Below are 12833 nucleotides of genomic sequence, written 5' to 3'. Positions count from 1 at the left end.
CTGCTGAAGATTATACTGAATGAATAAGTAGATAAAGTTATTAATGCAGTACGCTTTTAACTAAACATTTTAAAGGATGTAGCTTATGGAATGGAAAACGGACAGAAAATCCAAGAAGCCTTTATATAAACAAATAGCCGCTTACATCGAGAATGGCATAGCTGATGGAACGTTCCTATTGGATAAGCCGTTACCGTCTGAACGCTTCCTGGCAAGTGAGCTGGGAGTTAACAGAAGCACAGTTGTTGCGGCTTATGATGAATTGGAAGCAAATGGGCTGGTTGAACGAAAAAAAGGAAGCGGAACGATGATCAGCAAAGATATCTGGGGAATTACCCGAAAACGTATCCCTAGCTGGAATAGATATATCGAAGCGGGTTCTTTTTTGCCCAATATGCCAGTAACCCAAAAAATACGTAAAGAAACGGAAGGGCATAACCTTATTAACTTAGCTAGCGGGGAGCTTTCAGAAGACTTATTTCCAGTCCAATCTTTACGTGAGATCATTTCCAATAGATCCTTCATTGGTAGCTTAGGTTATGATCACCCTCAAGGCAATGCGGTTTTAAGGGAAACGATAGCCAATCATGTTAAACAGTATAGGAGAATTGACACGGATCCATCTTCTATACTCATTACTTCTGGCGCTCAGCAAGCCCTGCATCTGGTGGTCCAATGCTTGTTAAAGCCAGGGGATGCCGTTGTTTTGGAAGATCCATCATATAGTTACAACCTTCCCATCTTTCAATCCGCAGGGCTAAGAACCTTTCCTTTGCCGGTTGATAAAGATGGCATCAACCCAGAGGATTTACTGGAACTTCATAAAAAACATCGGATCAGGATGATTTTTTTGAACCCTATATTTCAAAACCCTACAGGAACTGTCCTTCATATCAACCGCCGTAAAAGGATTCTTGAGCTTTCATCCGAATATGGAATACCGGTCATAGAAGACGATCCTTATAGTTTAACATCCTTTGCCGGGGAAGAAATTTCCACTCTTAAATCGATGGACAACAACGGAAATGTTTTATACATAAGCTCTTTGTCAAAAATTGTTGCTTCCGGTTTAAGAATTGGGTGGATCATTGGACCGAAATCAGTCATAGATAGACTATCGGATGCTAAGCAGCAGGTTGACTTCGGTCATGGCTCATTCACTCAATGGATAGCGAATGATTTTTTGGATTCAGAATATTTTCCTGCCCATCTTGCCGGCTTAAGGAGGCAACTGGAAAAAAGAAGGGATGCAATGGTTTCGAGTCTTCAACAACTCCTGCAAAAGGAAGTAGATTATTATTCGCCAAATGGCGGAATTCATTTGTGGTGTAAGCTGAAAGTGCCATTGAACGAAATAAAGTTACTGGAGGAATCCATCAAAAGAGGAGTCATATATGTTCCGGGTTCAACGCTAGGTACAAATAAGGAATACGTACGCTTTACATTTGGAAGGGAAAATGAGGATTCCATTCACGAAGGCATCAAAAGGTTTGCAGAGGCGGTAAAAAGTTTATAATCATATGCGATATTCATGAGAGAGAGTCATGATGATTCCCACTGTAGACAAACTTGATGATAAATCAGTTTGCCTGCAGTTTTTTTTTATTAAAAAGTTCCGTTGATTTCAGAAATCCGCTCCCTTTCCGCCGACTGTCTGCCAAGCCTCCTCGACGCGAGCATCTGTGGGGTCTCGGCAAGCCAGTAATTCGGCAGGAGTGTCGCAAATTTCTTCCATCCAATAAGTGTTACAGGAGAAAAAACATGAAGGGTAAATCCTGAGATATTCCGAAATCTCCTTTTGTAAACAAACTTTAAGAAAACCAGTTTCATACGTTCTTATCTAAATAAATATCCAGCTTGATTTCGGAAATCCGCTCCCTTTCCGCCGACTGTCTGCCAAGCCTCCTCGACGCGAGCATCTGTGGGGTCTCGGCAAGCCAGTAATTCGGAAGGAGTGTCGCAAATTTCTTCCATCCAATAAGTGTTACAGGAAAAAAACATGAAGGGTAAATCCTGAGATATTCCGAAATCTCCTTTTGTAAACAAACTTTAAGAAAACCAGTTTCATACGTTCTCTAAATAAATATCCAGCTTGATTTCAGAAATCCGCTCCCTTTCCGCCGACTGTCTGCCAAGCCTCCTCGACGCAAGCGTCTGTGGGGTCTCGGCAAGCCAGTAATTCGGCAGGAGTGTCGCAAATTTCTTCCATCCATTAAGGAGTACAGGAGAAAAAACATGAAGGATAAACTAATCTTAAAGAGGGTTTGGAATAAGACGAGCCAGCAGTTTCTTCTTTTAAAACACAAAGTTGATTGGAGCGGAAGGTACGAGACTCCTGCGGGAAAAGCGTGGCATGGGAGACCCCGCAGGCGCGCCGAGGAGGCTCCCGCCCGCCCGCGGAAAGCGAGTGCCTGGAGTGGAAATCAACGTTCCCATTTTACAAACCCACAAAAAAGCTGTCGGCAAACAATTATTATCTAGTTTGTGAACAAAAGGGTTCTATCTAAATAAAACAAAGTTGATTGGAACGTAAGGTACGAGACTCCTGCGGGAAAAGCGCGTCGAAGGGAGACCCCGCAGGCGAGCGCCGAGGGCGGACCGCCCGCGGAAAGCGAGTGCCTGAAGTGGAAATCAACATCTACTTTGTACAAGCCATATAAAAATGGTAGGCAACGCCATTATTATCAAATTTATCTAAAATATGTAATGTGCATCATGGCATATTCCTGTTGTCGACAAAAAAGGTTTCATCTAAATGTTAAACAAAGTTGATTGGAACGGAAGGTACGAGACTCCTGCGGGAAAAGCGCGTGCCTGAAGTGGAAATCAACATCTAAAAATTGTAACCATTCCCGAGGAGTTGAAGATGCAAGTTAGGCATGAGTTCCTGCAATCCGCGGTATCTTAGCAATTTCTTAAGTGGCGCTTTGCGCTTTCTCTATGGATATTAACGAGAGAATTCAACAAGTGGATGGTGGAAATTTTACTGAATTGGATGGTCCTAAAAATGGTTGTTCTTTTATTATAGAGGGGAAGGGTTTTACTAATATATTTACTCAGTAAACACAAAGAGCGATCTACCTGTGATTTTGCGATCTTTATGTAGTTACACTGTGAAATAGGATGAGAAGCGGAAGGATTTTAAATGGTACAAGGAAATAGAAAATAATATTGGGAGGCGTTGATTCATGACGGTAAGTGTAATAGCAGTGGTGGTCATTTGTTTAGTTGCCCTGGTCGGCACCCTTTCATTAACGGGGAAAAGTGATAGTGATTATTCTGCAGCAACGAGAGGAAATTTGTTGAACCTTAGTTATATTTATATCGGTCTCGCCCTAGTATTAACTGTGGGCATCATCTACTTCGTAATAAAATCAGCCTAAGATACCGTGAATGATTATTATAATTGTCTATCAAAATGAATGGGAATGTGAATTTATTCACAAATGTGGCGGAAATATGAACAAAAAGAATCTGATCGATACCTGGAAACAATACCTTTGTAAGCTGAGTGAACAATCCTTTCGACATAATTATGGATGAAAAATATATAGATGAATCATTAAATAATAGTGTAGCGGAGATGATCAAATATGACATGGCCTGTATTGATTTTGACAATTATCTTAAGTTTGCTTAAATTATTAGTTACCTGTCTTCCAACCGAAGCCGTGAATTGGATTATGAGTAAATTTAAAATACATTCTGAAATTAGTGACGCGGATGCAATCGTGACCTTTGATGGAAAGCGTTTGGAAGGTGAAGATAAAGTTCAAGTGCTTAATTATTTTAACGAAGCTAAGTTTTTGAAAAAAAATCATATATTTCCCGGGAACGAGAAATTGTTTTTACATCCAGAGAACAGCGGGACTCCCATTATAATGGATGTGAAAAAAGGGAAGAACGAGGTTAGATTATATGTGTACATTTACAACGACCATGTGGACGTAGTCAAACAGTACAAGAATAAAGTAGTTGCGTATAGTCTTCTTTCCGAGAGCCTCCAAGAACGTTCCATGCCAGTAATAAGGAATTTAGTTTAAAAGGAATAAAAGTGAACTGCACCCCAATTGGAGATGCAGTTTTTTTATGAAGTATAACGAAAAAAGGACTATCGCTCAGGTTCAGCTAAGCAAGCAAACTGATAACTTTCAGATGCCAAAAGTCAGTCGGTCTCGGTTAATACTTTTAAAGTCTTTTCCCTGATGCTTATCCGGTTTTTATAATCTTTAGCTACCAACTCTGTATATAATAAATCAAAAAGCAAAAGGAGCGGAAGCAATGGAGAGATGTTTTGTCCCATATGCATGCTGTTTTTGCTTGTGACCAATAGTGTTAGGTCGCCAAGCTTGGAGAGCTCGGAATTCTTATCTCCAGTAAAGACCAAGATACATGCGCCTTGCTTCTTTGCGATTTTAACTGCAGAAATCACTTCTTTCGTCGTTCCGGAAATGGAAATGCCGATGACAACACTAGTCTCGTTACTTAAAGCTGCATCCATCATGGACTGATGGGGGTCTGTGATGGCTTCGACAGTTAAGCCGATACGAAAGAACTTGGACTTGAACTCCTGGGCCGCTATACCAGAACTCCCTATTCCATATACATGAATCTTATTTGCCTTTGTAAGGAAAGAGACAGCTTTTTGGATATTGTCATATGTCGTTATATGAAAGGTATTATCAATGATACCTAAGTGATCTTGATACAGTTTAGCGAAATAATCCACCTGCTTGATATTCTTCATGTTTTTCGGCGTATTTCGGAGGTCCACGAACCTTTTTAACTCATGCCTGAACTCATTAAACCCAGAAAAGGCTAATTTCTGGCAGAAACGCGTAATGGTTGCAGGTGAAATATGAAGCTTTTTAGCTATTTGACTGATCGTTAACTGACTTACTTCTTCAGGGCGCTGCAGAATATAATGGGCCAATTCTTCCTCTGTTTTGGTGAACTTGTCCATGCTGCATTCTATGCCATATATGAGGTTTTCTGCTAGGTATTCCATTTGATCACCCATTTCGGATTTCTTATCTGTATTTATAGTTTAATGTATCCAGCAGGGACGTCAATAACCGGAGGAACGGAAACAGGAATATGAAAAAGAAAAGACCCAAACTGTTGTTGCCAGTCTGGGTCTTTTCATTACTATGTGCCATTTTTTATTCTTGGATGGCATCGACGAATCTTTTGGTGATTTGCTGCGGCCTGGTAATGGCACCGCCCACCACTACTGCATGGACGTTCATATCCAATACAGAGCGGGCGATTTCTGGTGTGATGACATTTCCTTCCGCGATCACTTTCGCTTTTTTCACTGCTTTTACTATTTCTTTGAGCACAGCATAGTCATCCTGATATATTTTCTCGCCGAGAGTTTCGTTCGTATAGCCGTATAAAGTGGGCGCCACAATATCGAATCCTAAATCGTCAGCGTATTTGGCTTCCTCAATGGTGGATACATCCGCCATTAGCAGGACATCCGGATATTTTGCTCTTATTTCACCATAAAACTGCTTTAACGTTTTACCGTCCGGCCTTACACGGGCTGTAGCATCCGTCGCAATGATTTCCGCTTTGGTTTCCATCAATGCATCGATTTCGGCCATGGTGGGAGTGATATAGACATCGTTTTGTCCATACACCTGTTTAATGATCCCTATGACTGGAAGGTCCACATTTTTCTTGATTTCCATTATGTCAGCTACAGAGTTTGCGCGAATGCACTTCGCACCGCCTTCTTTGGCAGCAATGGCCATGCGTCCCATAATAAAAGAGCTGTGCAGCGGCTCATTCTCCAATGCTTGACATGATACAATTAAGCTCTTGTGAATTTTATCCAGCACCTGTTGCATGTTTAACACGTCCTTATCGTTGTCTATATTCTCAATGTCCCAAGAATTCTTCCACTTCATTTTTGATGATCGTCACTTGGGGACCGTAAACTATTTGAATGCCGTTTCCTTTTTTTACGACACCTTTTGAACCGGTTTGTTTTATGACGTCTTCTTTCACCAATGTTTCATCCTTTACCGTGACACGGAGACGGGTTGCACAGCAATCGACGATCTCGATATTTTCCTGTCCGCCCAATCCGTTAACGATGGTCTGGGTTCTCTCTGATGCCGTTACTTGTGTAACAGCGGCCTGTTCATCATCTTCACGGCCAACCACTTTCAAATTCTTCTTCCTGATCAAGAATTTAAAAGTGAAGTAGTATAGGAAAAACCACGGAATGCCGACGAAAAGTACATAAATCCAGTTTGTTTTACTGATGCCCTGGAGTATCCCGAATAAAGTAAAATCAATAAATCCTCCAGAAAAGGTTTGACCGATCGTGATATTGAATATATCTGCCATCATGAAGGCAAGTCCGTCAAACAAGGCATGAAAAACATAAAGGATCGGTGCGACAAATAAGAAACTGAATTCAAGCGGTTCTGTGATGCCTGTTAAGAAAGAGGTCAAGGCAGCTGAAAGCAGCAAACCGGCCACGACTTTCTTATTTTTAGGTTTAGCGCAATGGTAAATGGCCAATGCCGCGCCAGGCAGACCAAACATCATCGTGATGAACCGTCCCGACATGAAGCGGGAAACACCCTCATAATACTTGACGGTAGTTGGGTCGGCCAATTGTGCAAAGAAGATATTCTGGGTCCCGCTGACAAGCTGCCCTTTAATTTCCATCGTTCCGCCTAAAGCTGTCTGCCAGAAGGGAAGGTAGAAAATATGGTGCAGCCCTAACGGCCCGAGCATCCGTAATATGAATCCGTAAAAGAAAGTCCCGATCGTACCTGTGCTCGTTACCAGTGCACCTAATTGGTTTATGAAAAGTTGGAAATAAGGCCATACGATAAAAAGCACGGCTCCAACCAAGATGGATGCGAAGGAAACGATGATGGGAATGAAACGTGAACCCCCGAAAAATCCTAACACTTGCGGAAGCTGAATTTTATTATATTTATTGTGCAAAAGTGCGGCAACGATCCCTACTACGATACCGCCGAACACACCGGTCTCCAGTGTTTGGATCCCGACCGCCATTCCTTGTCCGGCACCTGCCAAATTCTCTTTGGCAAGTTCCCCGGTTATTTGAAGCAGTGCATTTATTGAACTGTTCATGACGAAATAGCCGATCATGGCTGCCAATGCAGCGGTCCCTTTATCCGAACGTGCCAATCCTACTGCAACACCTACGGCAAAAATAACCGGCAAGTTTCCGAATACGATGCTTCCCGCAGAACTCATGATCGTGAAAATGGCCTGCAGCCAAGCAAAGTCTAAAAATGGATAAGCCTCAACTGTATTTGGATTGGAAAGAGCACCGCCAATTCCCAGCAATAAACCGGCCGCTGGCAAAACGGCAATCGGGAGCATAAAAGATTTACCGAACTGCTGCGCTTTCTCGAAAGCTTTCTTCATAATGATTCCTCCCTCATTTAACGAGCCTTTGATACTCTTTATTTTTTATCGCTCTATACTAGCTATATTAAATCCCATTGAGAGCGTTTTCAATGCGGTGCAAGGTTATATCAACTGTTTTCAATCTTGTGCTTATTTCTCTGAAAAAGTTTTCAATAATATCATGGGCACTGTTACTGGGAGTGCCGGCCGCCTATGCATTAAGCCGGTTTGATTTCAAAGGGAAAAGCGTGATAAATGCCTTTTTCGTTTCGCCGATATTAATACCGGGAATTGTGCTGGGCTTTGCGTTTTTACGTTTTATTGTGGGGTCTTATCAGCTTCCGATATATGCGGCCCTGTTTGTGGGACATACTGTTATCATGCTGCCTTTCATCATCCGTGTGATTTCTTCAAGCTTATCAAACTTTGACTTTTCCATTGAAGTAGCGGCCGAGAGTCTCGGAGCGAGTAAATTGGGCACATTCTTTACAGTCGTCCTCCCGAATATAAGATCAGGAATTCTGGCAGCAGTCATGATCGCCTTCTTGGAATCCTTCAATAATGTAGACATTTCAGTTTATATGACAGGCCCTGGGGTAAGTACGTTTCCAATTCAGATGCTGACGTATGTGGAGAACTACTTCGATCCCACCATTTCGGCCATTTCCGTATTGCTCATGTTCATAACCGCTTTCTTCATGTTTATAGTAGAACGGCTCATGGGATTGTCATATTTCACAAAACGATAAAGGAGGTAATGATGGGTGGCTTTATTCACTTTACAAGATATATCTGTAGCCTATAACAAACAGAATATATTAAAGGATTTCAATCTAGAGATTGAAAAAGGGAAACTGGTATCCCTTCTTGGCCCGAGCGGCTGTGGGAAAACGACGACCCTCCGTTTAATTGCCGGGGTTTTACAGGCGAATGAAGGGAAGTTCTTATTCAAGGAAAAGGACTATACGAAAGTGCCCGTCAACAAGCGGAACTTTGGCTTTGTGTTCCAAAACTATGCATTATTTCCGCATTTGTCGATATTCGATAATATTGCATTCGGTCTCCGTCTGAGAAAGAATGCTAAAAGTGAAATCGAAAAAAAGGTAATGAATGTGCTCGAGATCGTTAACTTGAAAGGTTTTGAAAAACGATATCCCCAAGAGCTTTCCGGAGGGCAAAAGCAGCGGGTTGCGATTGCCAGGGCGCTGGTGATTGAGCCGGACATCCTCTTATTTGACGAACCATTGAGTAATCTTGATGCCAACTTAAGGGTGAATATGAGAGTCGAGATTCGCCGTATCCAACAAGAGCTGGGGATTACAACGGTATATGTTTCCCATGACCAGGAAGAATGCTTTTCGATATCCGACCAGGTGGCGATCATGAACAAAGGGATCATCGAACAGCTTAGTGACCCTGCGACCATTTACAAATATCCTGAAACGAAATTTGTCGCGGACTTCATCGGCTTCAAGAACTTCATTGACTTCGATAAGCGGACAGATCATGACGGTAAAATCGAACTGAACAAATCTGGATACTCATTTGTACTGCACAAGGATCCGCAGATGAGCAATTCAACGGGAAAAATAGGCGCCATCAGGCCGGACGATCTGTTGATCAGGGAAAAAGATAACACGGGAGCTGTTCAGGAAAATAGTTTACCTGGCCGGGTCAAGGTAAGTACGTATCTTGGAAGAAGCTATCAATATGTCGTTGAAACTCCAATAGGAGATTTCACTGTGAACAAGGAAATGGCGGAATCCTACCGGACGGGTCAGGAAATCATCCTTGAAATTCCGAGAAATCAGATGGTGCTTGTTGACTAGCTTAGGAGGGTAAGTTATGCGAATGAATATGCTTGTAAGGGATATCAACGTGTTTAACAGCTATTTTAAAAGATTCATTAAAGGGAATGCAGCCATCAAGGATGGAAAGTTCTATTATATTGGAGAACGTGAATTGGATGCCTTCGAGCCGGATCGAATCGTCGATGGACAGGGGAAGTATATGGTTCCAGGCCTGATCGATATCCATCTCCACATTGAAAGTACGGTGGTGACGCGTGATGAAGCTTAAACCGAAAAGGGGATTATCCAATGGATAATCCCCTTTCTTAATGCATCAAATGTTAGCTGGATTTGTTTATTTTCATATAATTACCATTAAGGTAAAAATATGATAAAATAGAGGAACAACTGAGGATAGAGTGGTAGGTCACGCTTTGCTTTTCCATCTAATGATAGATTGGAAAGGAGGTGACCGCTTGATTCATTTCTTATTGAACTTGATAACAGATATGGGTAAAGAGATATTTGTTGCAGTAGCAACCAGTCTTATCCTGTCTATGTTCGCCAAGAAACGGAAAAAGAACCACTCATCCTCCCAAGATGGCAATGGTTCTTCTTCTGACGATTAATTAAGTTAGTTGTGACCAACCACTCTTGCTAGTTGTCAGCCTCATGTTAGCGCATGAGGCTGTTTTTAGTTTATGTCAATATAAGGATAACATACCCCGATTTTAAAGTAAATATTCAGACAATGTAAAGGGAGTACCATGGGCTTGGCTGCATTTTTGTTTTTTTTGAATGGAATGATCCATTGCCTACCTATAGGATGCTTCGCTAGGGTTTCACATTCCAATGGGTGAAAGGAATAGAAGTCAAAGTGACTTTTTTTGTTTTATACTCAAATTGATTGTACATTGTTTAAGAATAGCTTACGAAGGACTAAGAACTTTTTTGTGAGATGGGTTAAGTTACTTAATACCTTTACAAATCACTTTCGGAAAAATAATGGTTTGACCAAAGTGGCTTTAGTTGGTTGTTAATCATGGGAACAGCTTTTGATACAAATGCTTCATGCTTTAAATAATTCTATTTTCTTATATAATAACCAATAGAGGAATATGGAGGTATATTAGATGGATTCATCACAACAGTCCTTAAAATCAATTATAAGTAACTCCAAGTTAACAAAAAAAGAAGAAGAAATAGCAGAATATATATTGAATAATTTAACAGATGCGTGTTTTGTAACTTCAATAGAATTGGCTAAAAGATTAAATGTTAGCAATGCGACCATTATCCGATTCTCTAAGAAATTGGACTTCTCTGGATATAGTGATTTTCAAAAGTATCTAAGAGAGCAGTGTTATGAAGGAAGTTTGGCAATATCTGATGATGTTACCATACCTTCTGAAAGATTAAAGCTGAGTTATGATAAAGTTAAACAATCAGATTTATTAAATGACAATTTAAAAATACTTGAAAAAAATATTTTCTCTATTTCAGAGAAAAACTCATCTGCAGAATTTAACAAGGCAATAAATTATATCATTGATGCTAGAAGAGTTTATATTCTAGGTAGTAGAGCTAGAACTGGTTTAACGGAGATAATGGGAGTATTCCTTAATCAGGTTATAGATAATATAGTTATTAATAGTACTAATTCATTTACACCGTTTGATACCTTAGCTTCATGTAGTAAGGATGATTGTGTCATTATTTTTTCATTTCCAAGATATTCTGAAGTAGACATTGAAGCAGCCAAAATGGCAAAAGAGGCCAATGCAAAAGTTGTCATAATTACTGATAAAGCCACAGCGCCCATAGCACATTTTGCTGATGTTTTACTTTTAGTTTCAGTGGATAGTAATGCTTTCTTCAATTCATATACTCCGGTATTATTTTTAGCAGAATTAATATGTACACATGTAAGTAGGGCAACAGTTATTCAAAGTGAAGAAAAGTTAGAAAGAATTAATAAACATATCAGTCAGTTTGGGATGTATTAAATGTGTATTTGAAATAAGTCCCGATGTTTGTAAAAAGTCCCGAAGTTTTGAAAAAAGTTACGACATTTCTAAAAGAAAAATTTAGCAAGTGTGCTTCAACTGGACAATAAGGAACCCGGGCACATGTACATTCTTGCAATTCTGACACAGACAATATCCTCTGGAAGTATTAAAGTCGTTAACTTGGATTAACCCGCCCCTCCAAAATTTCCTTAATCAGTTAGAAGTGCCCCCAGCTTATGTAATTGATGAAAGAATGAATGCGGTAGCTTGGAATGAAGCTTCGATCATTCCTTATTCAAAAAAAAAGGGTTGTAAAAAATTATTTTTTTACAACCCTTTTTTTATAAATAATTTAGTGGATTTTTATTTTATAATGCGTTCGTTTTATTAACAATTTTTTCTGTAGGTTTAAGATACTCATCTTCAAACATATTTTCACTACGTGCTATGCATAATGTGCTGACTACGTCACCAGTAACATTTAAGGTAGTGTGCCCCATATCAATTATTCTATAAATACCAGCAATCATTCCAACGATTTCCATTGGCAGTCCTAATGTAGTTAGCAACATTATTGTCATAACAATACCACCGCCAGGAATGCCAGGGGATCCAACGGAAATCAATGTGGTCATTAAAATAATAAGTAATTGTTGACTTAATGGCATTTCAATTCCATATATTTGGGATACGAATATGACTGCAGCAGCATAATACACAACGGCACCATTCATGTTCATAGTTGCTCCAATAGGAAGTGTAAACTGTGCTAGTTCCTCTTTTACTTTATAGTCTTCCTTTGTAACAGAAATGGTAACGGGTAAAGTTCCGGAACTACTTGTTGTACTTGCAGTCACTATCCAAATTTTACCGATTGATTTAAAAAACTTAGATATTGGAAATTTAGCTATGAATTTTAGCATAAATAGGTACATCAAAATGATTACAGAGATCAAGCCTATATAGTCAACTAAAATAAATTTGCCCAAAGGTCCAAATATCTTCAAGCCGTATTCACCAATGGTACAAGCCATTAACGCAGCTATACCTATAGGAGAAAATGCCATTATGATACCTGTCATCTTATACATCACTTCGGTACCCTCATTAAAAAACTTCTTAAGAGTTTCGGATTTGTTTCCGATTAATACGATGGAGATACCTAAGAACAAGGAGAAGATAATAATTTGCATCAGATTCCCTTCTGCAAGAGCCTGCATAGGGTTTGAAGGAAATAAACCTAATATCGTTTCTCCAAAAGTAGGAATTTCAGAAGCTTCATATTCCGATGAGGTTTCTATATTAGCTATATCTATTCCTTTTCCAGGTTTAAATAAGTGTGCAACTAGAAGACCTATACCACCGGCTAATAAAGTCGTTCCAATATAATAGACTAAAGTTTTTGTTCCGATTCTCTTTAATTTTTGGACATCACCAATACTAAATATCCCAGAAGTTATGGAGAAGAATATAAGTGGAACAACAATCATTTTAATTAGTGTTAAAAAGATATCTCCAATAGGTTTAACGATTAATATTTTTTCTTTAAAAATTAAACCTAGTATAATACCGATTACAAATCCAATAAAAACTTTTGTACCGAGCCCTAATTTTTTCTTCATTAATAGCC

The 12833-nt window shown here is 39.8% G+C and carries 10 protein-coding genes and 1 pseudogene; 7 read left to right on the top strand and 4 right to left on the bottom strand.

What is annotated here, in order from left to right:
• Positions 1-85: 85 nt before the first annotated feature.
• The 3 genes from pdxR to ACFX4H_RS13665 all read left to right on the top strand — a co-directional run bounded on the left by pdxR (position 86) and on the right by ACFX4H_RS13665 (position 4043).
• Positions 86-1516: a MocR-like pyridoxine biosynthesis transcription factor PdxR gene (pdxR, locus tag ACFX4H_RS13675; RefSeq protein WP_241635461.1), complete on the top strand. Its 1431-nt coding sequence runs from the start codon at positions 86-88 to the stop codon at positions 1514-1516.
• A 1672-nt stretch (positions 1517-3188) separates the two neighbouring features.
• Positions 3189-3383, top strand: a complete 195-nt coding sequence (locus tag ACFX4H_RS13670) for a hypothetical protein (RefSeq protein ID WP_034304228.1) — start codon at positions 3189-3191, stop codon at positions 3381-3383.
• 210 nt (positions 3384-3593) lie between these two features.
• On the top strand, positions 3594-4043 hold the full coding sequence (locus tag ACFX4H_RS13665) for a YfmQ family protein (RefSeq protein WP_377435618.1): 450 nt from the start codon (positions 3594-3596) through the stop codon (positions 4041-4043).
• A 122-nt stretch (positions 4044-4165) separates the two neighbouring features.
• Here ACFX4H_RS13665 and ACFX4H_RS13660 read toward each other — a convergent pair whose 3' ends face one another.
• The 3 genes from ACFX4H_RS13660 to ACFX4H_RS13650 all read right to left on the bottom strand — a co-directional run bounded on the left by ACFX4H_RS13660 (position 4166) and on the right by ACFX4H_RS13650 (position 7422).
• On the bottom strand, positions 4166-5008 hold the full coding sequence (locus ACFX4H_RS13660; protein ID WP_034304744.1) for a MurR/RpiR family transcriptional regulator: 843 nt from the start codon (positions 5006-5008) through the stop codon (positions 4166-4168).
• Between the two features lie 154 nt (positions 5009-5162).
• Positions 5163-5855 carry an N-acetylmannosamine-6-phosphate 2-epimerase gene (locus ACFX4H_RS13655; RefSeq protein WP_377435617.1) on the bottom strand — a complete coding sequence of 231 codons (693 nt, stop codon included), beginning with the start codon at positions 5853-5855 and terminating at the stop codon, positions 5163-5165.
• A 31-nt stretch (positions 5856-5886) separates the two neighbouring features.
• Complete coding sequence (locus ACFX4H_RS13650) at positions 5887-7422, bottom strand: maltose/glucose-specific PTS transporter subunit IIC (protein ID WP_057278334.1); 1536 nt, start codon at positions 7420-7422, stop codon at positions 5887-5889.
• 92 nt (positions 7423-7514) lie between these two features.
• Between ACFX4H_RS13650 and ACFX4H_RS13645 the strand changes: the two genes are divergently transcribed.
• The 4 genes and pseudogenes from ACFX4H_RS13645 (at position 7515) to ACFX4H_RS13630 (ending at position 11200) form a co-directional block, all read left to right on the top strand.
• Complete coding sequence (locus ACFX4H_RS13645; protein ID WP_377435616.1) at positions 7515-8153, top strand: ABC transporter permease; 639 nt, start codon at positions 7515-7517, stop codon at positions 8151-8153.
• A gap of 15 nt (positions 8154-8168) precedes the next feature.
• Entirely contained in the window at positions 8169-9233 is a 1065-nt protein-coding gene (locus ACFX4H_RS13640) for an ABC transporter ATP-binding protein (RefSeq protein WP_377435615.1), read from the top strand.
• Between the two features lie 16 nt (positions 9234-9249).
• Positions 9250-9468 (top strand): annotated as a pseudogene (locus ACFX4H_RS13635) (adenosine deaminase); the annotation flags it as partial.
• A gap of 859 nt (positions 9469-10327) precedes the next feature.
• Complete coding sequence (locus tag ACFX4H_RS13630) at positions 10328-11200, top strand: MurR/RpiR family transcriptional regulator (protein WP_328136623.1); 873 nt, start codon at positions 10328-10330, stop codon at positions 11198-11200.
• A 371-nt stretch (positions 11201-11571) separates the two neighbouring features.
• Here ACFX4H_RS13630 and ACFX4H_RS13625 read toward each other — a convergent pair whose 3' ends face one another.
• A complete protein-coding gene (locus tag ACFX4H_RS13625) occupies positions 11572-12825 on the bottom strand; it encodes a dicarboxylate/amino acid:cation symporter (protein ID WP_377435614.1) in 1254 nt (417 codons plus the stop codon).
• Positions 12826-12833: the final 8 nt, after the last annotated feature.

The organism is Peribacillus sp. YIM B13477 (assembly GCF_042787955.1).
Classification (GTDB): Bacteria; Bacillota; Bacilli; order Bacillales; family DSM-1321; genus Peribacillus; species Peribacillus frigoritolerans.
This window is presented reverse-complemented; position numbering and strand designations above follow the sequence as displayed.